Here is a 24,366-nt window from a genome sequence, read left to right as displayed (position 1 = left end):
TGCCGACGCATCATCGCCGATCCCGCCTGCCTTTGACCAACTCCGCAAGCATCCCGGGGCCGTGCCCGAGGAGATCCCGGGCCTGCTGGAGCGACTGGCCGAGGTGCCCGACCCTCGCGATCCGCGCGGCGTACGGCACGCTCTGGTCGTCGTGCTCGCGCTGACCGCGTGCGCGGTCCTTACCGGAGCGACTTCCCTGCCGGCGGTGGGTGAGTGGATCACCGACGCCCCGCCGTCCGTCCTGGAGCGCCTTGGCGTACGACCCGATCCGCTGTCCCCGAAGCAGTGCCTGCCAGCGGAGGCGACGGTGCGGCGGCTGGGCCGCATCGACGGCGACGCTCTGGACCGGGCGGTGGGCCGCTGGCCGGCCGACCGGCGCGCTGGGGCCGACGGTCAACCGCACGCGGTGGCGGTCGACGGCAAGACCCTGCGCGGAGCAGCCAGGGCCACGGGCCGCAAGATCCATCTGCTCGCCGCCTGCGACCACCTCTCCGGCCTGGCCCTGGCCCAACTCGACGTAGGCGAGAAGACCAACGAGATCACCTGCTTCCAGCCTCTGCTGGAGACCCTCGCCGACCTGGCAGGCATGGTCGTGACCAGCGACGCCATGCACACCCAGCGCGAGCACGCCAGCTACCTGCTCGGCCGAGGCGCGCACTACATCGTGATCGCGAAAGGGAACCAGAACAAGCTCCACAAGCAGCTCAAGTCCCCTCCCTGGAATCAGATCCCCCTGCAGAGACGCACCCGCGACACCTGCCACAGCCGCGGCGAGATCCGCCGCATCAAGGTGTGCACGGTGAACAGCCTGCTCTTTGCCAGTGCCCGCCAGACCGTCCAGCTCAAGCGCCGCCGAGTGGACAGCAAGACCGGCAAGATCAGCATCAAGGCCGTCTACGCGGTCACCAGCCTCACTGCGGAACAGGCCACACCAGCCGAGCTCGCCCGGCTGATCCGCAGCCACTGGAAGATCGAAGTCCTGCGCCACGTCCGTGACGTGACGTTCGCCGAGGACGCCTCCCAGCTGCGAACCGGATCCGCGCCCCGCGCCATGGCGACCTGGCGCAACCTCGCCATCGGCGCCCTTCGCCTCGCCGGGAAGAGCAGCATCGCCGCCGGCGTCCTGCACAACGTCCGCGAGGCCAGCCGACCGCTCGCCCTCCTCGGACTCACATGATCACGAAACAGACGTCACGCGACGACGCCGAGGCCTCGCCCCAGGCCCAACTACGAATGTCGGCCCACATCCCACAGGCGGCCTTCACACCTCTTCTCTGGTACCAGCTGTCATTCGAGACCCTCTCTGCGAGTGTCGAGACACGGTGCGCACACGCGACCGTGCTCACCGGCCTCGCCATCCCCGTGCGTGGGAGCAGGTCTCCCGGTTGCAGGTGTCGTGTCGGTCGCAGGGGCCATCCCAACAGGTGCGGGGAGCAGTGACCGTGACGGGCCGGTTCGCTGGCATCGACGGCATAAATTGACGACAGCAGCCGGTCCATGCGACACCGTTCAGTAGGCGTGGATCGATGTTGCCTTGATCCTCCTGTAGGCACCCCATGTCGTGCACAACGTGGTGCTCGTCTTGTTGTACTGGGTACCGTGTGCCGCGATCTTCCAGCCCGGGTACGCGATGAAGCCGCCGCCCTTCTTGTACAGGCCGCCGTTGCCACCCATCGTGTAGCCCTCCAACAGATAGTGGTATCCGGCTGCGGAGCGCAGGTACACGCACCCGTCGGAGTGCTGATAGGTGCCGTAGAACGTCCCCGTGCGGGACGCGGCCGTCGTCGGCGCGGCCGCTGCCGGTACCGCGCCGCCGAACACGATCGCCAGAGCGCCCGCGGCCAGAGCCGCCTTCCTCTTCATCATTCTTCCTGCTTTCTCCGGTGCTCCGAGTCGATCACTGCCCCGTCGCGGGGCCCTGGCATCGAATCCTTCCTGGTCTCAGGAGGAATGTCCTTGACACTCAGCGCACTCGTATTGACCCACAACGCCCTGCCGGCCTTTTCCGATCTTGAGTGGTGGCGGTCGAACGCGGATGCCCGGTCGGGTGATCCTTGAAGGCTGCCTCTATTGCCTATGGTTCCCGTCGTCTTACGTCGCCATCGGCTGGTCACCCCAGGCACGCATCTGACCCGGCACCGCCGTCTGGTGCGCCGGAAGTGGCGCGAGACGGCGATCGGCCCCGGCCAGCCGTCATTGCCGGAAGAGATGTTCGCGCTCATTCAGCGTGTGGCGCGGGAGAACCCGACCTGGGGGTACGTCAGGTTTCAAGGTGAGCTCCGGCGGCTCGGGCATCGGGTCGCTGCCGCCACGATCCCACGCTTCCTGCGCCGCTCCGGCCTACCGCCCGCACCCCAGCGAGCATCCCAGCAGACCTGGCGCGCGTTCCTCCGCGCGCAGGCCCACACGCTGCTCGCCTGCGATTTCATCCACGTGGAGACGTCTTCCTCAGACGTCTCTATGTCTTCTTCGTCATGGAGATCGCCACCCGGCGCGTTCACGTCCTGGGCGTCACCGCCCACCCGACCGGCGCCTGGGTCACCCAGCTCGCTCGCGACCTGCTCATGGACCCGACAGGGCTGGGTGCTTCCGGTTCCTCATCCGGGACCGGGACAGCAAGTTCACCGCCGCGTTCCACGCCGTCTTCGCCGGCAACGGCACAGCCGTCATCCCAACGCCACCGCAAAGCCCACGGTCCAACGCAGTCGCCGAACGATGGATACGCACAGCCCGCACCAAGTGCACCAAGTGCACCGAAACGTCATGCCCTGCCCTCTGCCACGGTCAGGCTCCGCCAGGTACTTGGCGGACTGCTCAACGAGTACCACACCACGTCGCCCCGACTGCCTCACTAACTCCAGGGCAAGCCCGGCTTGGCAGCCTGATCGGAATATTGACACCCTTCCGGCGGGCGAGAGCGGAGAGCACGGCACGATCGGCCCATGAGAGCTGCGGGCCCTCGACCTACCGGCGATAAAGACACCCTTCAGGCGTCGAGGCGGGCCTGGGGCCTGGAGTGGTGCGTGGCTAGGCGTCCGCGATCCAGTTGCCGTGGAATCCCAGCGGTACCCGGCCGGGCAGGTGAATACGGGCCAGCGGGTGGCCTCCGAAGTCCTGGGCCGAGAGGATCACCAGGTCAGTCGCGCCGCGGTCGGGGTCGTTCACATACGACAGGACGTAGCCGTCGTCCTCGTCCCGCGCCCCGCGCCGCGGGACGAACACCGGCTCGCTGGCCGCCGCGCCCTTGGGGAAGCGGTGGAGCTGCCTGCTGCTCCGCAGCATGTCGTGCTTCACCAGGTAGTTGGTGAACTTCTCGTCCGGCGGCACCCCGTCAACGGTCTCGTACGCCCGCCACATCTCGGCCGCGCTCGCGGTGTAGGCGTAGCGGTGCCGACGCGAGACCAGAGACTCGTTGATGCGGGGGAACTCCTGCGGGCGGTCGTCCAGCCGGCTGCTGTGGACCCGGCCCGCGCGCAGGTCGATCGTCCAGCGGTCGAGGGTCGGGGCACCGGTCGCGGAAGGTCCGCCCATGCCGCGCCCGGCGGCGTAGAACGGCGCGGGGAACCCGGTGTACTCCACCACGACCGTGTCACCCTGGTCGTAGGCGTTGAGGGTGTGCGAGTAGAACACCGGGTCGATCTCGAACCAGCGCGTGGTGCCGCCGGTGCGCGGCAACAGCCCGATGCGCATGGAATGCCTGTCGTTCCACACATACGGCACGGTCGCGCCCGCCTCCGCGGCGGCACCGTCGAAAGTGATCGGCACGTCCACAATCACCACGTACTCCTCGGTGAGCGCGAAGTCGTGCATCATCGGCGCGTCCGCGACAGGGATCCGTGTGGTCCGCACTACCCGGCCGGTCCGGTCGATCATGATGTGCCGCACATGGTCCCATGTGGGGTAGTACGCGATCGCGTGCAGCTCGTCGGCCGTCGCGTCGTACTTGGTGTGCGCGGTGAACGCGCCGCCCAGCGTGGAGCGGAAGTCGTACGGGCGCACGGTGTTGAGTTCGCCGTCCAGCTCGTACGGCAGCGGCCCGCCCTCCTGCAACGCAAGGATACGGCCCTTGTACGGGATCACATGCGTGTTGCACGCGAAGTCGTCCGGCGGAGCCTGGCCCGGGTAGGTCTCCCCCAGCTTGGCCGTCACCTGCGAGGACCGCACCCAGCGGTTGCGATACCACTCGGCACGCCCGCCGCGCAGCCGGACGCCGTGCACCATTCCGTCACCCAGCATCCAGTGGTGGGCGCGGACATCCTCAAGGCCCAGCGCGTTAGGGCCGTTGCGCAAGTAGCGGCCGTCCAGGTCACGCGGGATGCGACCGGTCACCTTGAGATGAAAGGCCGTCAACTCCTCGGTGACCGGCTCGAACGCCCCTTCCAGGAACGGGGTCGCCCCGGTCGCGCCGCTCTTCCCGGCCACGGGGCTCGCCTGCGCCGCAGCCGTGAAGAAGCCGGGCCCGAGGCCGCTGCCGACCACGCCGCCCGCCGCCGCGACCGCGGCGCCCTTGAGAATTCTCCGCCGCGCCTGACTGGCCATCATGCTTCCCCGCTCCCTCATTGATGTCCGGCACCATCGGCCGGGCTCCTGGTGACGGGATCAACCCTCCTCCGCGGCGGCCCGCGAAACAGTTGGCCCAGGCCCCGAATCAGAGGTGATGCTGGCACCACCCCCAAAGCTGCGATGTCGTGGCGAGCCGCTGGAGGTAGCTCTTCCAGCCCGGCTGGCCGTCGCCTTTGGGCGGCTCCGCCGGCTATGGGCGCGTAATCGGGTACCGTCTCCACGGCCAGGCGGGCATCGCAGTACCTCGGCCAGGTCGAAGTCGGCCCGCGGCGTGAGGAAGTCCTGGCCGGTCAGTTACCGCCGGGGTTGGTGTTCCAGCCTTCGGTGAGTACGGAACTCGCGCCCGCCTCCCTGGCGAGGTCGATGTAGCGCTTGACCCGCTCAGTCGTGGCGCCGTGACGCGGTCCCTCGGTCCAGGTCCTGTGTCGCCGCTGCAGTTCCCACCAGACACCGACGTACGTGCCGGGCGAGATCCACGACGTGTCCGTGAGCGCGCACGGCTCGTTGAGGTTCTCGATCAGATGCGATTCGGCGAGATCGCCGGGTCGGCCGCCGATGACCAGCGTGCGCCATGGGGTGGAGAATTCACCCCTGAGGCGGGCCTTCGCGCCATCGGGAAGGCCGATCAGCTCGCTGGTGAGGGTGCCGGGCCGGTTACCGTCGGCGGCGAGGGTCATGCTCGGATAGTCGATCAGCGCCGCCTCGTGCACCACGATGTACTCACCACCCTGGGTGGCCAATGACAGCAGGGTCTGGGCGGTTTTCACGTCCGCCAGCCGGGCCCGCCGGTAGTAGCGTTCATCGGCCTTCCAGTCCGTGCCCGCCTCCAGCGACCAGCTCGTGGCGCTCGGTGGCAAGGAGAACTCGGTCCTCTCGGCGGTCACGGTGTAGCGGTCGAGCCCGGCTTGGGCCGACAGGCGGTAGCGGAAGCCGACGCCGTCGTCGAAGACCCGGACGATCAGGTCCAGCCTTGGCCCGGTCGCCGGTTGCACGGTCCGCAGTACGCCGCGTGGCTGGGCCAGGCGTGACCGGATCGATGCCGGTGATGGAGGGGCTGGTGATCTGACCAGCGTGGAGCGCGAGGAGCTCAGGCGACTGCGCAAGAAGAACCTCGAGCAGCAGAAGACCGTCGAGATCCCGAAAAAAGCCGCCCTGGGTTCAACCCGTCGGTGCAACAGCGGCCGCGAGTTGGATCGGCCTGGCTGGAGGCCGAGGAGGTCCGGCAGACACGAGAGCTTGCGGATACGGCCCTGCTCCACGAGATCACGGTGATCCACCTGTCCTCGAAAGGTGCCTACGGGGTACCGCGCGTGCACGCCGCACTGCGGAAGACTGGGCCGGGCCGTCAACCGCAAGCGGGTGGAGCAGCTCATGCGCGAACACGGCATCGCCGGCGTGACGCGCCGAAGACGCCGCTCGCTGACACGGCCCGACAAGCAGGCACGGCCGGCCCCGGACCCGCTCGGCCGCGACTTCACCGCGGCCCGGCCAGGCACCCGGCTGGTCGGGGACATCACCGACCTGCCCACGCGTGAGGGCTGGCTGTACCTGGCCTGCTGGTTGGACCTGGCCACGCGCGAGGTCGTCGGCTACGCGATGGCCGACCACCATCGCGCCGAGCTGGTGGTCGACGCTCTGCGGATGGCCCACGGCCGGGACAACCTGGAACCCGGCTGCATCATGCACAGCGACCACTTGAATCCGCCGAATACACCTCCGCCGAATTGCGTTCTGCGATACGCGCGTTGGGTCCTCGTCGGAGCACCGGCCGCCACCGGCTCGTGTTTTGACAACGCCGCGGCCGACAGCTTCTGGGCCGTACTCACGGAAGAGATCGGCACCCGGCTCTGGCCCGACCGGGCCACTGCACGGGCCGAGGTCTTCACCTTCGTCGAGACCTTCTACAACCGCCGCCGCCTGCGCAAGCACCCTCATTTCGGGTACCTCACACCCCACGAGACGCGACAGCGGCTCCCCAACGACCAAGCACTCGCACCCGGGGCGCGGTCGGGTACGTGACCAGGCCGGGATCGCAAGCCGGCGGCACATGACCGTCACCAGGAGCGGCTGAGCGCTCATGCGCCGAGGGACCGTCCTTCATCCCGACGGCCCCTCGGCCCGGATCAGCGAAAGAGCTGTTGGCGCCCGCCGTTCGTGGACTCCCGGGCGTGCAGCCAGTGCGGAGCCGTGTGCACCTCGAACGGCAGGGGCTCGTCCGAGCGGATGCGGGCCGCCAGGCACTTCACGGCCAGCGAGGCGATGGCGGTCTTGTCGGGGACCACGGACGTGAGGGACGGCGTGCTGTAGAGCGCCTCGTCGGAGCCGTCGATGCTCGCCACGGCGACATCGTCCGGGATGGTCAACCCCGCTTCGAACAGGGCGCGTTGGGCACCGACGGCCAGCAGGTCGCTGAAGCAGAAGACCGCGTCGGGGCGTACGCCGGCCGGCAGGGCGGCCAGCGCGCGCATCGCCAGCAGGCCATTGCGCCGGTCGAACTCCTTGATGGCGGGGGCGAGCCGGGGGTCGTAGATCACCCCGGCTTCGTGCAGGGCGAGTTGGAAGCCCTCCAGGCGCTGACGACTGGTCGCCGACGCCTGCTGGTCCACACCGATGGCGGCGATCCGCGTACGGCCGAGGGCGGCCAGGTGCGCGGTGGCGTCGCGCGCCGCCGCGACGTTGTCGATCAGGACGTGGTCGGCCCCCACCTGGTCGCGCTCGTAGCTGCGCTCCCCGAGCAGGACCAGCGGGAACTCGTTGGCCACGGCGGCGAGTTCATCGGGCGAGACACCCAGGGGCGACAGGATCACACCGTCCAGCAGGGACGCGCCGACGCCGGTCGCCAGGCGCAGTTCCTCCGTCGCGTCGCCCAGCGTCTCCTCGATCAGGACGGTCAGGCCCAGGTGCGCGGCCTCGGCCCGTACGTGCTGGGCGAGTTCGGCGAAGTACGGCGTGGCCAGATCCGGGACGGCGAGGCCGATCAGGCCGCTGTGCCCGGTGCGCAGGCGGCGGGCCGACGGGTTGGGCCGGTAGCCGAGCTCGTGCACGGCCTCCAGTACGCGCTTCCGCGTGGTCTCGGATACGCGGGGAGCATTGCGTACAACGTTGGACACGGTCTTGATCGAAACCCCCGCCCGCTCCGCCACGTCCTTGAGCGTCACCGCGGCCACTGGCCAACCTCCTCACCCGTATTTCTCCGCATTATGCATGGGCTTCGGCGGGCTGTCAGCTCCAGGGGGCTCGGAATCCCGTTCTGAACGGAGGGGTTGACCGTGGCGAGATATCGCGGTTACAACGTTGGAATCAATCGATAGCAAGCGATTGCCACCGAGGGCGTCACGCGGGCAGCCGACTGCTGTCCGTCGGGCGGGTCCGGGCTGCCCGCCCGCGCCCACGGCGCCGACGCTCACCGCACATCTCATGAGAGGGTCCGCATGCCTTCGCACCGCTCCACCACCCCACTGCGCACAGCCGTGGTCGGCACCGGGGGCGTCGCGCACTCCAGCCACCTGCCCGCGCCGCGGACGCTCGCCGACGCGGGCGAGGTGGAGATCGCCGCCGTCGACGTCGACATGGACGCGGTGCGCGCGCTCGCGGCGGGCGCCGGGATCCCGCACGCCTCGACGGACCTCGACGCGACCCTGGGCGAACTGCGGCCCGACCTCGTGGTGTTGTGCACACCCCCCGCTGTGCACCGCGACCAGGCGGTGACCGCGCTGAAGGCGGGCGCCTGGGTGTGGTGCGACAAGCCGCCGTGCCGGTCCCTCGCCGACTTCGATGCCGTCGAGACCGCCGAGAGGCCCGGGGACGCGGGACCGTACGCCTCCATCGTCTTCCAGTACCGGTTCGGCTCCGGCACGCGCCATGTGCGGCGGGCTGATGCGGGAGGAGGCGTTCGGCCGCCCGCTCGTCGCCCACTGCCAGACCCCCTGGTACCGGGGCGCCGCCCACTACTCCGTTCCGTGGCGCGGGCGGTGGGCGACCGAGGGCGGCGGGCCCGCCATGGGGCACGGCATCCACCAGACCGATCCGCTCCTGTGGCCACCGCGGTCAACAGTGTGCTGAGCCCCGACGAGGTGAGCCGGATCCGTATCGACTGCGAGCTCGCCACGATCGAACTGACCCACCTCTACGGCTATCGCAACGCGGACTGGCGGCTGGAGATCACCGTCGTCATGCAGAACAGCGGCCTGCCCGAGGCGGGCAACGCCGTGCTCACGCTGCCGCCCGACCTGCTCACCGACGCCGAGACCTACGCGGAGGCGATCCGGATCCCCTCCGATGTCCCCGAGGCCGAACAGGTGGCGGTCGCCCGCGCCCGCCGCTATCTGGCGACGCGCTGGTTCCCGGAGCTGCGCGACGCCACCGAGAGCGGGGACCCCAAGCCGCTGGCGGAGTTCCAGCGTGCCGCCGCCGATCTCGTACGCCCCCTGGTGGACGCCTGGGAGCGGCGCCGGCGCGACGGCACGCGGGCCGCCACGTCGGAGACCGCGGCCCACCTCGCCGCCCTGCGCGACAAGGACGAGCGGCACCTGGCCGAGGCCGAGGTCGCCGCGACCGGGCTCACCGCACACGGACGCTTCGGCATGTGCGGCCGCCTGGACGCCTATCCGGGGATCTGACGTCCCTCCGACTGCCCTGCGCAGCACTCCCCTTCACACCCTCTCCTCCCCTGGAAGGTCCCCATGCCCGAGCCTCCGAACGGCCGGCTCCCACGCCCGAGCCGCCGGGCCGTCCTGGCCGTTGCCACCGTCGGCCTCAGCACCGCCCTGACCGGCACGCTCTCCGCGTGCTCCGCCGCGAGCGGCGACACGTCCGGCATCACTCTCCGGTTCTCCTGGTGGGGCAACGACGACCGTGCCGCGCGCACCGAGAAGGCGGTCCGCCTCTTCGAGAAGGAACACCCCGGTGTCACCGTGCGCACATCGAACGGCGACTTCGGCTCGTATCTCCAGAAGCTGGCCACGCAGGCCGCCGGCGGCGGGGTACCCGACGTGGTACAGCTCGACTACCGGCAGATCTCCCAGTACGCGAGTGGCAAGGCGATCATGCCGCTGGACGGTGTCATCAAGGACCGGACGATCCGCACCTCCGACATGGACAAGGACTTCCTGCGCACCGGCACCTACAAGGGCGGGCAGTTCGCCCTGCCCATGGGGCGTGGCATCACCGGATACGCCTACGACTCCGCCGTCTACAAGAAGGCCGGAATCCCCACGCCCCGGCCCAGCTGGACCTGGCAGGACTGGGCGAAGGCCAACAAGAAGATCGCCGCCCTGGGGCTGAAGTCCCCCGACGGACGTCACTTCACCGGCGCCAACGACGGCGGCACGAACGAGGACGTCTTCGAGACCTGGCTGCGCAGCCGCGGCAAGAACCTCTACGCGGACCAGAGGAAACTCGGCTTCACCGAGGACGATCTGACCGCCTTCTGGTCGTTCCTCGACACGCTCCGCGAAGAGGGCGCCATCGCCCAGGCCCGGGACACCGTGCAGGCCAGGAGCACCGAGACCAGCCCCATCGGCCGCCGTCTCGCGGCCGCCGACTTCACCTGGGACGCGCCGTTCCCCGGGTACACGGCCCTGCTCGGCGAGGACATCCACTTCGCGCCCGTGCCCACGACCGACGGCCGGCAGGGCGCGTACTTCAAGCCGAGCATGCTCCTCGGCATCGGCTCGCAAAGCGAACACCCCGAGGAGGCGGCCCAGTTGATCGACTTCCTCCTGAACGACCCACGGGCAGGCGACATCCTCGGCTTCTCCCGGTCCACCCCGCCCAACCGCAGGATCGCCGCCCGCCTCGCCAAAACGCTCGAGGGACCGGAGCGGGAGATCTACGACTACGCGCAGACGATGGAGAAGTACGGCCTGGACATCCCGCCGACCGCACCGCCACCCGGCGACCTCGCGATCCAGACCGCGTTCAAACGGGGCTACCAACGCGTGATCTACGGCATGGCCACACCGCGGCAGGCCGCACGTGAACTCATCGACGAGGCGAACCGGGAGCTGGAGCCATGAGTACGGTCTCGACGACGAGGGCGCCCGTACGCGCCACCCGCACGACGCGGCCGAGCCCGCGGAAGAGCAAGCGGCGCCAGGTCCGTGAACGGCAGTGGCCCGCCTATGTGTTCCTGTCCCCGTGGATGATCGGCGCGGTCGTGCTGACCCTCGTGCCGATGGGCGTGTCCCTGTACCTGTCGTTCACGGACTACAACCTGTTCGACCCGCCGCACTGGGTGGGGCTGCGCAACTACCAGGAGATGCTGACCGAGGACCCCCGCTACTGGCGGTCGGTCGGCACCACGATGCTGTACGTCGCCGTGGCCGTCCCGCTGAAGCTGGGCCTCGCCCTCGGTGTGGCGATGCTGCTGAGGAACCTCAGCCGGGGCCGGGGCTTCTACCGCTCCGCGTTCTACGCACCGTCCCTGCTCGGCGCGAGCATGTCCATCGCCCTGGTGTGGAAGGCGCTGTTCACCGACGGCGGCACCGTCGCAGACATCCTGGACTCGGTCGGCATCCACACCGGCGGCTGGGTCGGCAACCCCGACCTCGCGGTGTACGGGATCGTCCTGTTGACGGTGTGGCAGTTCGGCGCGCCCATGGTGATCTTCCTGGCGGGCCTCCAGCAGATCTCGCCCGACCTCTACGAGGCCGCGGCGCTCGACGGCGCGGGCCGCTGGCGGCAGTTCGTGTCCATCACCGTGCCGATGCTGTCCCCGGTCGTCTTCTTCAACCTGGTCCTGGAGGTCATCAACTCCTTCCAGGTCTTCACCCCGGCCTTCGCCATCAGCGGCGGCGACGGCGGCCCCGCCGACTCCACGATGTTCTACACGCTGTACCTGTACGAGCGCGGCTTCACGGCCTCGCATATGGGATACGCGGCGGCGATGGCCTGGCTGCTGCTGATCGCCATCGGCGCGATCACCCTGATCCTGTTCCGGACCTCCCGGTCCTGGGTCTTCTACGCGGACGAGGAGGGCCGATGAACATCGCCACGAAGCGGTGGCTGCCGCACACGATCTCGGCCGTCGCGCTGCTCGTCCTGCTGTATCCGCTGGCCTGGCTGCTGGCCACCTCGCTGAAGCCGGCCGACGAGGTGATGACGAGCCTCGACCTGTGGCCCAGCCACCTGGAGTGGTCGAACTACACGACCGCCCTGGACGGGGTCTCGGGCGTCACCGTCACACGCCTGCTCGGCAACACCGTACTGATCGCGGGGGGCGCCGTCCTCGGCAACGTCCTGTCCTGCTCGCTGGCCGCCTACGCCTTCGCCCGGCTGCGCTTCCGCATGAGCAAGGTGATGTTCGCCTTCATGGTGGCCACGCTGATGCTGCCGCACCACGTCGTACTGATCCCGCAGTACATCATCTTCAACCGGCTTGGCCTGGTGGACAGTTACTGGCCGCTGATCCTGCCGAAGTTCCTGGCCACCGAGGCGTTCTTCGTCTTCCTCATCGTCCAGTTCATGCGCGGCCTGCCGCGTGAGCTGGAGGAGTCCGCGCGGATCGACGGCTGCGGTCCCTTCCGTACGTACTGGTCGATCACACTGCCGCTGGCCCGGCCCGCGCTGATCACCACGGCCATCTTCACGTTCATCTGGACGTGGAACGACTTCTTCACGCAGATGATCTATCTCTTCGCGCCGGAGAAGTACACCATCACCCTCGCCCTGAGCAGCTTCGTCGACCAGTCCAGCACCTCCGCGTACGGGCCCATGTTCGCCATGTCGGTGATCTCGGTGCTGCCGATCGTGCTGTTCTTCTTCGTCTTCCAGCGCTACCTGGTGCAGGGCATGGCCACGTCCGGACTGAAGGGGTGAGGCACACCATGGCCCACGCACGGAACACCATGGCCCACGCACCGATCGCGCCCCGGCGCGAGCGCCGGGAACCCGGGGAGGTCTTCGGCTCCGGCTTCACCCTCTTCGCCGACATGCTGCTCATCGGCCTGCTCACCAGCCTCGCCTGCCTGCCGGTCGTCACCGCCCCGGCCGCGTTCGCCGCGGCGTCCGCGACGCTCCGGCAGGCCGCGGGCAACGACGTGCAGGTCAGGGCCGGTACGTACGGCGCTCACCTCCGCGCCCACCTGTCCGCGCGGTCGGCGGCCCTCGGTCTGGTGCCGCCGCTGCTCGCGGTCGTCGTCCTGATCGATACCGCGCTGATGCGTGCCGCGCTGCCCGGTGCGGCCGTCGTGGCGCCCGCCCTCGCACTGCTCATCCTGGGCGCCACGGTCGTGGCGCTGCGGGCGGCCGCGCTGGCGGCACCGCACGTCCTGTCCGCACGGGAGGCGCTGCTCCGCTCGGCCGCGAACCCGCGCGGCAGTCTCCTGCTGGCCGGTGCCGTGATCCTCAGCGGGCTCCTGGCCTGGTCGATTCCGCTGCTGATCCCGCTGCTGCCGGGCCCACTGGCGTTCGCCGCCACGGTCGTGGACCTCCGCACCCCCGCGGACGCCCAGGAGCCCGCGGACGCCCAGGAGAACTGAACGGTAACGCGGCACCTTCCCATCCCCCACCCACGCACCACACCACCGGAGTTCACGCATGCCCCACCCGCACCTGGACGCCGCAGGCCATCCGAGGCCGCAGCTGATCCGCGATCCCGACTGGCGCGACCTCGGCGGTCCCTGGCAGTTCGCCCACGACGACGAGGACCGCGGTCGCGCCGACCGCTGGATGGACCCGGCGAACTCCGCACCGTTCACCGGCACCGTCACCGTGCCCTATCCGCCCGAGTCCGCGGCCTCGGGCGTGGCGGACACCGCCTTCCACTCCGTGCTCTGGTACCGGCGCACGATCGACGTGGCCCGGCCGGCCGCCCGGCGGCGGCTCCTGCTGCACTTCGGTGCGGTCGACCACCGGGCCGAGGTCTGGCTGGGCGGCCGCCTGGTGGGACGGCACGAGGGCGGGCACACCGGCTTCACCTGCGATCTGACCGACGCCATCGACCGGGACGGCGAGCAGACCGTCGTCGTCCGCGCCGAGGACCAGCCGCTCGACGCCGCACAGCCCCGCGGCAAGCAGGACTGGCGCCGGGATCCGCATGTCATCTGGTACCACCGCACCTCCGGGATCTGGCAGCCGGTGTGGCTGGAAGAGGTCCCGGCCGAGCACATCGCGCGCCTGCACTGGACCCCCGAGGTCGCCCACGCCCGCGTCCGCTGCCGGCTGCGGCTCGGCCACTGGCCGCAGCGCCCGCTCACCGTGACGGTCCGCCTCGCGCGGGGTGAGCGGGTGCTCGCCGAGCAGCGGACGCTGATCGAGGGCCAGGAGACGGAGTTCGATGTCGCGGTGCCCGCCCTGCGCCACGCGCAGGATCTCGACGGCCTGCTCTGGAGTCCGGAGCGTCCGCAACTCGTCGACGCTGTGGTGGAGTTGCGCGACGCGGCGGAGGACACACCGGTCGACCGTGCGACGTCCTACCTCGGCCTGCGCGACATCGGCTGGGACGACGGCGTCTTCCTCCTCAACCACAAGCCGTACTTCCTCCGGTTCGCTCTCCAGCAGGGCTACTGGCCCGCATCGCATCTGTCGGCCTCGGCCGAGGAATTGCGCCGCGACGTCGAACTGGCGAAGGAGATCGGCCTCAACGGGCTGCGTATCCACCAGAAGGTCGAGGACCCGCGCTTCCTGTACTGGGCCGACCGGCTCGGGCTGCTGCTGTGGGAGGAGATGCCGTCGGCGTACACCTTCGGCGCACAGACCGTCGAGCGCGTGGTCGCCGAGTGGACCGAAGCCATCTCCCGCGACCTCAGCCATCCCTCGATCGTCGCCTGGGTCCCGATCAACGAGTCCTGGTCCGTGCCGAACCCTGCGCTCGTCCCCGCGCAGCGCCACTTCATGGACGCCCTGTACCACCTGACCAAGGCCCTGGACCCGTCCCGCCCCGCCGTCTCCAACGACGGCTGGGAGATCTCCGCCGCCGATATCTGGGGTGTCCACGACTACACCCAGCGCGGGGACGTACTGCGCAAGCGCTACGGCCACGCCTCGCTGCGGCAGGGCGAGTTCGCCGAGCGGTGGCCCGGCGCCAAACGGCTCACCCTGGACGGCGTACGCCATCAAGGGCAGCCCGTCGTCCTCAGCGAGTTCGGCGGCGCGACCTTCGAGCCGGCCGAGGGCGCCGAGTGGTTCGGCTACGACACCGTGGCCACGAAGGAGGACTTCGCGGAACGCCTCGCCGACCTGGTGGCCGCCGCGGTGGACTCCGGGCTCGCGGGCTACTGCTACACCCAGTTCACCGACACGGAACAAGAGACCAACGGCCTGCTCACACCGGACCGGCAGCCGAAGATCCCCCTGGACGAACTGCGCGCGATTCTCACCCGAACCCGTACATAGCGTGTCTCACCGTCTGAGGGCTCGGGCAATTCCCTTCGTTCTTCCGCAGAGGAGAAACCGCAATGGCGCGATCCGAGCACGAGCACAGTCGTCGCCGAGTGCTCCAGGCATCCGCTCTCGCCTTCGCCACCGCACTGAGCCCGTGGGGCACGGCGGCCGGCTTCGCCCCATCGGCAGACACCCCCGATGAGGACGGCTACGATCTCTGGCTGCGCTACCGCCCCACCACCGATCCCCGGCGGCTCGCCGAGTACCGGAAGGCCCTGGCCGGTCTGGTACGTCAGGGCGAGGGCCCGGTCATGGGCAACGCCGAGTCGGAACTGCGTCGAGCCGCCCGGGGCCTCACCGGCAGCACACCGGCCCGGGTTCCCGCCGATCGTGCCTCGGTCGTCATCGGCACGGTGGACGAGTCACCGGTCGTGCGATCCCAGGTGAGCCCCGATCGGCTGGCCCGGATCGGTGAGCAGGGGTTCGTGATCGAGATGACCGGCCCGCCGGGCAGGCGGCGACTGGTCGTCGGAGCCCGCAGTGATCGGGGCGTACTGGCCGGGGTCTTCCATCTCATCCGTCTGCTCCAGCTCGAGCGGCCACTGCACAAGCTGTCCGTCGTGGAGAAGCCGGGCACCGCGCTGCGCATGATGAATCACTGGGACAACTTCGACGGGTCGATCGAGCGCGGCTACGCGGGCACTTCGCTCTTCGAGTGGGACAAGCTGCCGGACATCTCCGACCGGCTCGTCGACTACGCGCGGTCCATGGCATCGATCGGCATCAACGCCTCGGTGCTCAACAATGTGAACGCCGACGCCGACTTCATCACCGGCGAGATGCTGACCGCACTCAGACCCCTGGCGGCACTTCTCCACTCGTGGGGCATCTCCGTCTGGCTGTCCGTCAACTACGCCAGTCCGATGATCCTGACCGCAGACGACGCGGATCCGATCACGACGGCCGATCCCGCCGATCGACGGGTCCAGCGGTGGTGGCAGGACAAGAGCGCCGAAATCTTCACGAGCCTGCCCGGATTCGGCGGGTTCCTGGTGAAGGCGAACTCGGAGGGGCAGCCCGGCCCGCTGGATTACGGACGCACCCATGCCGAGGGCGCGAACATGCTGGCCCGCACGGTCGCCCCGCACGACGGGCAGATCGTGTGGCGCAGCTTCGTCCACGAGGATTTCAGCGACTGGGCGGAGTACCAGTACCGGGTGTTCGCCCCGCTGGACGGCAAGTTCGACGACAACGTCATCCTCCAGACCAAGTACGGACCGATCGACTTCCAGATCCGCGAGCCCGTACACCCCCTGTTCGGCGCGATGCGGCACACGAACCAGATGCTGGAACTCCAGCTCACACAGGAGTACACAGGCCACACGCTCCACACGACCTATCTGGCTCCGCTGTGGCGGGAGGTGCTGACCTTCCCGACGCAGGGGCCCGGCACCGGACCGACCGTCGCCGACATCCTCGCGGACGGCGACGGCCCTGCGCCGCGGGGAAGTGCGCCGCGGGGAAGTGCGCCGCGGGCGGGCATCGCCGGGGTCAGCAACTTCGGCAACGCCCGCAACTGGACCGGCTATCTGATGGGAGCGGCGAACACCTATGCCTTCGGCAGGATGTGCTGGGACCCGGACGCCGGTCCCCGGGACCTGGCCGCGGAGTGGGCCGGGCTGACCTTCGGCACCGACGGCGCGGTCACCGAGGTCGTGGCCGACATCCTCGTGCACTCGCGCCGGACGTACGAGGACTACACCTCGCCGCTGGGGATGGGCTATCTCACCGACCCCGGTGGCGACCATCTGGACCCGAGCCCGCTGGGCACCCTCTTCCAGTCACACCACTCCACGACCGAGGGCACCGGCTTCGACCGTACCGAGGCGACCGGCAGCGGCTTCACCGGGCTCTACCCACGGCCGTGGCAGCAGCACTACGAGTCCACGGCGACCTGTCCCGACGACCTGCTGCTGTTCATGCACTGGGTGCCGTACGACCATCGGCTGCGGTCGGGCAAGACGGTCATCCAGCACATCTACGATACGCACTTCACCGGGGCCGACCACATCGACCGGTTCCTCGCCGGATGGAGCAAACTGTCCGGGGAGGTCGACCCGCAGCGCCATGCCGCCGTCAAGGCGGGCTTCGAGGCCCAGCGGGAGCACGAGACGTTCTGGCGCGACACGGTGGTCGGATTCTTCTTCGACAAGAGCCGCGTCGTCGACGCGCGGCGGGAATGGCTGCAAGCGGCGCTGAACGGTTCGCGGGTGCTGTTCGGCGGCCGGCCGAACCTCCTGCCGGTCACCGTCACCAACGCCTCGGCACGGAACCGCGACCTGACGGTCGCACTGCGGCCACCGTCGGCGGACTGGCACACCGAACCCGCCGAACAGTCCGCCGCCGGGGCCGCCACCGCCGAGCTCGAACTGCCGGTCACACCCCCCTTGTCGGGCACCGTCGCCGCCCTGGACCTGGACGTGGCACCGAAGCTCACCCGGCTCGACGGCCGCCCGCCGTCCCTGGTCGTGGCCCCCGAGGGCAGGCGCTGCCTCGTGGCGCTCAACGCCGGTCCACGGAACGGGACTTCGATGCCCGGCTACGAGGCGCTGACCCCCGAGTCTGCCTGGTCGGCGTCGGCCGGCCACGGCTGGGTCGGCGCCGCCCCGTCGGCCAGGGACCGCGGTGGCGAGCCCTTGTTGCGCGACCACCTCTGGCACAACTCGTCCCGGGTGCTGCGCGTCGCCCTACCGGCCGGCAAGCACACCGGGTACGCGCTGGTCGGTGACACCGGGGCCACGGCCTCGCCGAGCCGGGTCGCGGTGGACGGCGCCACCATCGCCACCAGTCCCAAGCAGCCCGGCGGAACCTTCACCTGGCTGGAGCTCCCCCTCGACGGAGGTGCCACCGGCCGCACCACGGACATCACGTTCACGGGGGTGGGCGGCCCCTGGCGGCTGTCCGCGTTCGCCGTCACGGACCCCGGCGCCCCGGTGCCTTCCCTGGTCGTCATGAGGGCGGTGGCGGATCCGGTGTGGTGGACGGGCCGGGCCAACCTGGTCACGGTGCTGGTGCGCAACACCGGCACCAAGGACCGCGATGTCACCGCCCGCCTCGTCACCCCCGACGGCTGGTCCGGCACCGAGCGGACCGTGACGGTCACCGCCGGAGCCGAGCAAGAGCTGACCGTCACCGCGGCCCCGGTGCCCACCCCGGGATTCGCCACCGTCGAGATCCGGCTCACCAGCGGCGACGAGGAGATCGAGCGCGGCCGGTCGGTGTCCGTGGTCACCACGCCGCACCCCGATGACGCGGCCACGGCGTTCGACGCCGGCCCGCCGTCCAGCCCGCTGCTGACCGGATACACCAGGCTGTCCCCCGAGGACGGCTACACCGCCGTCCGCGGTTTCGGTTGGGTCGGCGACCGGCCGAACACCCGTGACCGGGGCAACGCCGACGATCTGCGCCGCGACATCGTCATGCAGCGGGGCAAGCCCATCGTCCTGCGCGTCCCGGTGCCGGCCGGCAAGCACACGGTGTGGGTGCTGACCGGCGACTCCCTCACCGATTCGGGTGTCACCACCATCTCCGAGGACGGCACGGTCCTCGGACGCTCCGGCTCCGACAGCCTGCCGAGCCGAGCCTTCGTCTGGTTCTCCTTCGCCCTCGATGGTGGAGCCAATGGGCGCACCGCCGACCTGGAGATCACCGGCTCGAAGCTGAACGGCCTCTGGCGCATCGCGGCCCTCGTCGTCGTCTGAGCCACCTCCGCGCCGTACACCCATCTGTTCTTCCGGGCGCGGCCCGCGACCCGGCATCTCCAGCGTCTCCGGTATCCGCAAAGGAGAGTTCCCGACATGACATCGAAGCCAGCACGATTCCCCTCGCTCCGGGGCAGACCCGGCGCTGCCCTCCTCGCCCTGCTCATGGTCCTCGGCCTCGGCGGTGCGCATCCCGGACCGGCCGCGGCCGATCCCGCCGATCCGCCCGGGACGTACCAGAACCCCGTGATGGACAACGTCGCGGACGCCTTCTCCGACCCGTCGATCATCCGCGGTAAGGACGGCTACTGGTACGCCTATGCGACCCAGACCAGCATGCGCCGGGACAACCAGGGAGGCCCCTGGGAGTCACAGCACTTCATGCCGATCACACGCTCGGCCGACCTCGTCAACTGGACCTACGTCGGTGACGTCTTCGGGCCCGACAACCACCCGGAGTGGCGCGACTTCGCGAGCACCTACTACTGGGCACCCGACATCCGCTACATCAATGGCACGTACTACCTCTACTACTCGGTCGCCGGCGGCGACAAGAACACCATCGCGCTGGCCACGTCGGCCCATCCGGCCGGCCCGTGGAAGGACATCGGTCACCCCGTGCTGCCGTACGGGACGACGGTCAATCAGATCGATCCGTCGGTGTTCGTCGACTCCGACGGCCAGAAGTACCTCTACTACGGCTCGTTCCGCGACGGCGGAATCCAGGCGGTGCGTCTGAACGAGGAGGGCACCGCGCCGGTCGGGGATCCGGTGCAGGTGGTCGGCGCCCGGCGCGGCGAGGCCGCGTACGCGGTGAAGCGCGACGGCTGGTACTACCTGTTCTACTCCGGCCTGGGCTGCTGTGCCCGGGACAAGGGCGCCTATCCGGTGTTCGTCGGGCGGGCCAAGAACCCCATGGGCCCGTTCAAGGACGCCGAGGGCGTCGGCCTGGCCGACCTGCACCCGGGCGGCACGATCGTCAACGCACCGAACGGCAACACGTGGGTCGCGACCGGCCATTCGGCGAACGTGGTCGACAAATCGGGCCAGGACTGGATCCTCACCAATGGATTCGACCGCCACGAGAGCGATCCCAACTGGGGCGGGCGGCCGACCATGATGGACCGGCTCGACTGGATCGACGGCTGGCCGACGGTCCGCGCGGGGGCCTGGACCAGCGAGGACCGGCAGACCGCGCCGACGGGCGCATGGGACGCGGGCAGCACCTTCGAGGACGGCCTCGTCCACTTCGACATCCCCGGACACGGCTCCTGGACCACGGGCTCGGATCCCGACTCGGGACGCTATGCCCGCAGCCGGACCCGGGCCGCGGTCCCGCAGCTGCTGCTGCCGCGCCGGGCCCCGGGCGGCGATGTGAGGATCGAGGCCGACGTCCGGCTGCGCGACGACGAAGGCCGGGCCGGCCTGGTCCTGGCGTCCGCGGGCCCGTCCGACCACGCCGTGGCCTGGCTGGATTCCACCGGCACGCTCTCCGTCGAGGTCACCCGGGACCGGAAGGTGGTGCGGAAGCGGACCGCTCGTCTGCACACGAACGCCGATCCGCGGACCTGGCACTCGCTCACGGCCGAGATCCGCGACGGGGCGGCGCATGTACAGGCCAGCTCGGCCATGCTCGACATGCCGCTGGCCGAACTGAAGGTGGACGTGCCCGAGGACTGGCGCCGTGGCGGTGCCGCCTCGACCCGCGGCTCCGGCGAGGTGGACAACGTCGGCGTGACCCGGCTCTACCCGCCGGTGACCGTCAAACAGCCGGACCCCCACATCGGAGCCCGGCTGCCGGAGTACGACGAGGACTTCGACGACAACCAGCTGGACGGCTGGACGTGGTTCGGCCCCGCCGACGGGAAGGTCACCGACGGCCAGTATGTGTGGCCGACGCAGGATGCCGACTTCTCCGGCAAGGGCACCATGGCATCGGCGCTGCTTCGTGACGCTCCGACCGGCACCTACACGGTCGAGACCAAGCTGCACTTCCCGATCACCGACGCCCCCGACGGGCGCAGCCAGGCCGGGATGATCGCCTTCCAGAGCCCGCAGGACTCGATCCATCTGGCCCCGACACGGACCGGCCCGTCACGGCAGGCTTTCCTGTGGATCGGCCGAGACCGTGACAGCTGGCCGGAGATGCAGCTGGGCCCGTCGGCCGACACCATGTGGCTGCGGCTGCGCCACACCGTCGATCCGAAGACCGGCGAACACACATTCCAGCCGGCCACGAGCCGGGACGGGAAGCACTACATCTGGGGTGGCGTCTGGCATCTGCCCGCCGGCTCCGACCCGCGCATCGGCCTCGTCTCCCTGGCCGGTAGGGGCGTGACCGCACGCTTCGACTACGTGCGCTTCTACTCCTGACGCCGCTCCACTCCACTCACCTGGACGGGCTCCTGTCAGGGACGCCGGAGCGGGTGTGAGGAACTCCGAAGGGTTTCCGACAGGGCGTGCAGGCGCACCGCCACCAAGATACGGAAGAGCGACGCCGAGTCCCGCCATGTGCTACCGAGCAGTTGGGGGATCCTGTCGAGCCGCTGGAGCACGGTGTTGCTGTGCACGCCCATCAGCCGCGCGGTGCGGGCGGGGCCGGCGTTGCAGTCCACGAAGTTGATAGAGGGTGGCGAGCAGATCGGTCCCCCGTTCGGCGTCCAGCGCCGGACGGGGCCGATGATGCGATCGATGAACTGCCGCATGCTGAGGGGGTCGTGAGCGAACAGGGTCGTGTACGGCAGATAGCCGTCGGCCGCGACCGCGGCCGCCTCGATGCTGTGCCGCTCGAAAAGTCATCGCTGCGTGTCATGCGCCCGAGGCGAGGGAAGCGCCGTTCACGGCAGCTGTCCACGCCGCCCGAGGACGCAGCCGAGGGCGGCGCTGGCGGCGGCTAACGTGCCGAATCCGAGCCGATAGGAGTCTGACCTGCGGCGTTACCGTCGCGGCCTGTCGCGTACGGCCCATGGCCGCACTCAGAACAGGGCGGCGATCCGGTCAACGGCTATCGCGACGAGACCCGCTCCCACGGCGGACGCCGCTCCGAGCGCTGCCCTGCTCTTGCCGGAAATCCCATCCGTGCAGGTCACGCCGCATGTTGGTATTCGTGGAGGATGCCGCCGAGACGATCGCGTCGACGTATGTCGGGGCGGGCCAACATGTCGGGATCGTCGATCGGCGGGGGCGACTGTGCCAGTTCGTAGCCGAACTGGACAGTTTGCTGACGGGCTGACGCGCCTCGCGCCGCATCTGCTTGAATGCGGCCCGGCCTGTCGTCCGTCACCGGGAGACCCGTATGCGTCGAACGCTCGCTGTGACCGCCCTCGCCGTCGGACTGCTGCTCGTCGGGTGTTCCGAGGAGTCGGAGCCGATCACCGGGGAGTGGGCCGCGGACGGGCCGCAGCCGCCGGGGTTCGCCGACTTCGCGGACCGGGCGATAATCCGCGTCGACAAGGACGGCAAGGCCGTACTCGGCACCTCGCCGATGAGGCTGTGCGGGAACGCGAAGGTGACAGCCAAGGACGAGGGCGACGACACCGAGTACCGCATCGCGTTCAGTTCCGCGTGCGTCACGGTCAACGTTCCAGTGAGCCTGGAGGTCGTGGTCGACGGGGACACCTTGGAGGCTACTCCCACGGGCCTCCAGGGCGGGAAGCCCTTCCGCTTCCGGCGGGCCGAATAGATGATTGATCCCAAAGGGGTAGCTGCATAGACACGAGGGTGCCCACTCTCAGTGTGTGACGACCGGGATAGACACCCTCGCAACTGCACTGTACGTGCAGGTCGATGACCTCTTGAAGGTCTCTGCCCTTGCCGGAAATCTCATCCGCTGGCTCTGACGTCGTCATTCGGCCCCGCCCGGACGGCTAGAGCCGGCCCCGATTCGTGAAGATCCGTGACGGCTTCAAGTGGCTCCTCCTGGTGACCGCCGCCTGGTCAAGGCCAGGCCCGAATGGGGCCGTTTCAAGCCGTCACTTCACATTTTGGGGCCGGCTGGGACGTCTTGGTGGGGCCGCTGAACAACGTCGAAGCCAGGTGAGGTGATCGAGCCTGGTGCTGACGGCGGCCGCGCGTGGGTCGCCGATGTCCGTCCGGACCGCAAGGGCCCGCCGCAGACGGGAGTGCGCCGCGGTGGGCCGCAAGCCTCAAGCGTTAGGCGTACGTAGGCGCAGCGCTGCCACAAGGCCCAGCGTGCCCGATCGTGGTACGCACCGCCGACCACCGGCACAATCAAGATTCGCCCCAGGTTCTCCCACACCCGTTCCAGCACGCTGCCACCACGGCAACCGGACCCACACGAAAGCAGGCGCATATGCGCAAGAGACGCACCGCCCTTACCGTCCTCGCCCTCTCGGCCGCTGCGCTGACAGGCACGACCACCGGCGCCGCCGCCACCGACAGCTTCTCAACGAGCCGTGCGGCCGCGGCTCCGTGCACCGTGCCCGACGCGTTCTGCGCCACCAGCGGCAGCGGCGACCAGCTCGTCCTGCACTGCGGCGAGTCCGCATTGGAGCCTTGGAGCGGCGTCGGATACTGGGACAACCGCCTTCCCGGAGGCGGCATAGTCAAGATGTTCGACTACTACGGCTCCGTGAACCATGTCGCGCCCGCCGACTCCGGTCCCACCGAGATCAACTGGAGTCTCGTCTGGGCGCTGCGCGCCTACTGCTGACACCTGCTCGACGCGCGGCGCGTGCGAGAGCACTGCGAAGTCAGCAGGAGCTGTGTCAGAAACCTGCGACATGGGCCGGAGGCGGCGCTGGAGCCTTCGAAACGCAGGGCGCCGCCTCACGGTGCGAGCCCGGTGGCTTCGACGTTGTCCAGCGGCCCCATCAAGACATCCCAGCCGGCCCCGAAATGTGAAGTGGCGGCTTGAAACGACCCCGTTCGGGCTTGGCCTTGACCAGGCGGCGGTCACCAGGAGGAGCCGCTTGAAGCCGTCACGGATCTTCGCGAATCGGGGCCGGCTCTAGCCGTCCGGGCGGGGCCGAATGACGACGTCAGAGCCACATCCGCCATGGTGGGGACCCGTGCCTGCGACGACGTCGCTGGGCCCGGCGGGCGCTTCATGGCCACGGACGACATGCACAGCCGGGACGAGCGCTGGCAGGGAGACGACTTCGCCTGCAAACCGCCCGCCACCGGAAAGCTCAAGACCCTCGCCAGACAACGCGCCGCCATCGACGTGGAGCATGTGCGGCGGGCGTGGCGGGCTCTCGCTCACTGGGCGGTGTAGCCGCCGTCGATGAAGAGGTCGGTGCCGGTGATGTAACTGGCTTCGTCGCTCGCGAGGAACAGTACGCCGTAGCTGACTTCCTCGGGGCGTGCTCCGCGCTTCATCGGTGTCGCGGCGGCGAACGCCTTGTTCGACTCCTCGCCCTCCTCTTCTGCCATGGGGGTCATCACGAGTCCTGGTGAGACTGCGTTGACGCGAATGTTGTCGGCGACATACTCGAGAGCCGCGGCTCGGGTCATCATGCGCACTGCGCCTTTGGACGCCTGGTACGAGAACGAACCAGCTGCTCCCACTGACCCATTGATCGAACAGGTGTTGACGATCGCGCCGCCGCCCGCCCGGCGCATGGCCGGAACAACGTGCTTGATCCCCAGGTAGACACCCTGCTGGTTACTGACTTCGGCGTTTCGGGGTCTGGATGTGTGTCGGGATCGGTGACGCGGTCCGGCCGGGGTGGTACGCCGGAGGCATGCGGTATCCGGA

The 24,366-nt window shown here is 69.5% G+C and carries 19 protein-coding genes and 2 pseudogenes; 14 read left to right on the top strand and 7 right to left on the bottom strand.

Annotated elements, in window-relative coordinates:
* Positions 1 to 61 precede the first annotated feature (61 nt).
* A complete protein-coding gene (locus tag ACFV2X_RS51015) occupies positions 62 to 1,177 on the top strand; it encodes an ISAs1 family transposase (RefSeq protein WP_385630096.1) in 1,116 nt (371 codons plus the stop codon).
* A gap of 332 nt (positions 1,178 to 1,509) precedes the next feature.
* On the opposite strand, the gene ACFV2X_RS51010 is transcribed toward ACFV2X_RS51015, so the two are convergent.
* The 3 genes from ACFV2X_RS51010 to ACFV2X_RS51000 form a co-directional block, all read right to left on the bottom strand.
* Positions 1,510 to 1,866 carry a hypothetical protein gene (locus ACFV2X_RS51010; protein ID WP_385630094.1) on the bottom strand — a complete coding sequence of 119 codons (357 nt, stop codon included), beginning with the start codon at positions 1,864 to 1,866 and terminating at the stop codon, positions 1,510 to 1,512.
* Positions 1,867 to 3,027: 1,161 nt separating this feature from the next.
* A complete protein-coding gene (locus ACFV2X_RS51005; protein ID WP_385630114.1) occupies positions 3,028 to 4,539 on the bottom strand; it encodes a carotenoid oxygenase family protein in 1,512 nt (503 codons plus the stop codon).
* 314 nt (positions 4,540 to 4,853) lie between these two features.
* Positions 4,854 to 5,555, bottom strand: coding sequence for a glycoside hydrolase family 97 N-terminal domain-containing protein (locus ACFV2X_RS51000; protein ID WP_385630092.1), 702 nt, complete (start codon positions 5,553 to 5,555; stop codon positions 4,854 to 4,856).
* A 177-nt stretch (positions 5,556 to 5,732) separates the two neighbouring features.
* On the opposite strand from ACFV2X_RS51000, the pseudogene ACFV2X_RS50995 reads away from it, so the two are divergent.
* Together ACFV2X_RS50995 and ACFV2X_RS50990 are read left to right on the top strand one after the other, a co-directional pair.
* Positions 5,733 to 5,855: pseudogene (locus ACFV2X_RS50995) on the top strand (hypothetical protein); the annotation flags it as partial.
* Positions 5,854 to 6,582 carry a DDE-type integrase/transposase/recombinase gene (locus ACFV2X_RS50990; RefSeq protein WP_385630090.1) on the top strand — a complete coding sequence of 243 codons (729 nt, stop codon included), beginning with the start codon at positions 5,854 to 5,856 and terminating at the stop codon, positions 6,580 to 6,582. The pseudogene ACFV2X_RS50995 and the gene ACFV2X_RS50990, both read left to right, overlap by 2 nt.
* Before the next feature lie 104 nt (positions 6,583 to 6,686).
* Here the strand turns inward: ACFV2X_RS50990 and ACFV2X_RS50985 are convergent, their stop codons facing one another.
* A complete protein-coding gene (locus ACFV2X_RS50985) occupies positions 6,687 to 7,730 on the bottom strand; it encodes a LacI family DNA-binding transcriptional regulator (RefSeq protein ID WP_385630088.1) in 1,044 nt (347 codons plus the stop codon).
* A 264-nt stretch (positions 7,731 to 7,994) separates the two neighbouring features.
* On the opposite strand from ACFV2X_RS50985, the pseudogene ACFV2X_RS50980 reads away from it, so the two are divergent.
* The 8 genes and pseudogenes from ACFV2X_RS50980 to ACFV2X_RS50945 form a co-directional block, all read left to right on the top strand.
* Positions 7,995 to 8,720, top strand: a pseudogene (locus ACFV2X_RS50980) (Gfo/Idh/MocA family protein); the annotation flags it as partial.
* A gap of 525 nt (positions 8,721 to 9,245) precedes the next feature.
* On the top strand, positions 9,246 to 10,580 hold the full coding sequence (locus tag ACFV2X_RS50975; protein WP_385630086.1) for an ABC transporter substrate-binding protein: 1,335 nt from the start codon (positions 9,246 to 9,248) through the stop codon (positions 10,578 to 10,580).
* On the top strand, positions 10,577 to 11,548 hold the full coding sequence (locus ACFV2X_RS50970; protein WP_385630084.1) for a carbohydrate ABC transporter permease: 972 nt from the start codon (positions 10,577 to 10,579) through the stop codon (positions 11,546 to 11,548). Before ACFV2X_RS50975 ends, ACFV2X_RS50970 begins: the two co-directional genes overlap by 4 nt.
* Complete coding sequence (locus tag ACFV2X_RS50965; RefSeq protein ID WP_385630081.1) at positions 11,545 to 12,381, top strand: carbohydrate ABC transporter permease; 837 nt, start codon at positions 11,545 to 11,547, stop codon at positions 12,379 to 12,381. The genes ACFV2X_RS50970 and ACFV2X_RS50965 overlap by 4 nt, the downstream gene beginning before the upstream one ends.
* Positions 12,382 to 12,389: 8 nt before the next feature.
* Complete coding sequence (locus ACFV2X_RS50960) at positions 12,390 to 13,043, top strand: hypothetical protein (RefSeq protein WP_385630080.1); 654 nt, start codon at positions 12,390 to 12,392, stop codon at positions 13,041 to 13,043.
* 58 nt (positions 13,044 to 13,101) lie between these two features.
* Positions 13,102 to 14,898 (top strand): glycoside hydrolase family 2 protein, encoded by a 1,797-nt coding sequence (locus ACFV2X_RS50955; RefSeq protein WP_385630078.1) that lies wholly within the window; start codon positions 13,102 to 13,104, stop codon positions 14,896 to 14,898.
* A 62-nt stretch (positions 14,899 to 14,960) separates the two neighbouring features.
* Positions 14,961 to 18,647, top strand: a complete 3,687-nt coding sequence (locus tag ACFV2X_RS50950; RefSeq protein WP_385630077.1) for an alpha-glucuronidase family glycosyl hydrolase — start codon at positions 14,961 to 14,963, stop codon at positions 18,645 to 18,647.
* A gap of 96 nt (positions 18,648 to 18,743) precedes the next feature.
* Positions 18,744 to 21,020 carry a family 43 glycosylhydrolase gene (locus tag ACFV2X_RS50945; protein WP_385630074.1) on the top strand — a complete coding sequence of 759 codons (2,277 nt, stop codon included), beginning with the start codon at positions 18,744 to 18,746 and terminating at the stop codon, positions 21,018 to 21,020.
* Positions 21,021 to 21,055: 35 nt separating this feature from the next.
* On the opposite strand, the gene ACFV2X_RS50940 is transcribed toward ACFV2X_RS50945, so the two are convergent.
* Entirely contained in the window at positions 21,056 to 21,352 is a 297-nt protein-coding gene (locus tag ACFV2X_RS50940; RefSeq protein WP_385630072.1) for a helix-turn-helix domain-containing protein, read from the bottom strand.
* 380 nt (positions 21,353 to 21,732) lie between these two features.
* Positions 21,733 to 21,930 carry a hypothetical protein gene (locus ACFV2X_RS50935; protein WP_385630069.1) on the bottom strand — a complete coding sequence of 66 codons (198 nt, stop codon included), beginning with the start codon at positions 21,928 to 21,930 and terminating at the stop codon, positions 21,733 to 21,735.
* Positions 21,931 to 21,942: 12 nt separating this feature from the next.
* Between ACFV2X_RS50935 and ACFV2X_RS50930 the strand changes: the two genes are divergently transcribed.
* The 3 genes from ACFV2X_RS50930 to ACFV2X_RS50920 all read left to right on the top strand — a co-directional run bounded on the left by ACFV2X_RS50930 (position 21,943) and on the right by ACFV2X_RS50920 (position 23,883).
* On the top strand, positions 21,943 to 22,329 hold the full coding sequence (locus tag ACFV2X_RS50930) for a hypothetical protein (protein ID WP_385630066.1): 387 nt from the start codon (positions 21,943 to 21,945) through the stop codon (positions 22,327 to 22,329).
* A gap of 630 nt (positions 22,330 to 22,959) precedes the next feature.
* The gene (locus tag ACFV2X_RS50925) at positions 22,960 to 23,319 is read left to right on the top strand and encodes a hypothetical protein (RefSeq protein WP_385630064.1); all 360 of its coding nucleotides are present in this window, start codon (positions 22,960 to 22,962) and stop codon (positions 23,317 to 23,319) included.
* Between the two features lie 345 nt (positions 23,320 to 23,664).
* The gene (locus ACFV2X_RS50920) at positions 23,665 to 23,883 is read left to right on the top strand and encodes a hypothetical protein (RefSeq protein ID WP_385630062.1); all 219 of its coding nucleotides are present in this window, start codon (positions 23,665 to 23,667) and stop codon (positions 23,881 to 23,883) included.
* On the opposite strand, the gene ACFV2X_RS50915 is transcribed toward ACFV2X_RS50920, so the two are convergent.
* On the bottom strand, positions 23,868 to 24,366 hold a 499-nt coding region (locus ACFV2X_RS50915; protein WP_385630060.1), incomplete at its 5' end, for an SDR family NAD(P)-dependent oxidoreductase. The genes ACFV2X_RS50920 and ACFV2X_RS50915 overlap by 16 nt on opposite strands.

Origin of the sequence: Streptomyces sp. NPDC059679 (assembly GCF_042734105.1) — a bacterium.
Lineage (GTDB): Bacteria > Actinomycetota > Actinomycetes > Streptomycetales > Streptomycetaceae > Streptomyces.
The sequence above is the reverse complement of the archived record's forward strand: the minus strand, read 5'-3'. Positions and strand labels throughout refer to the sequence as shown.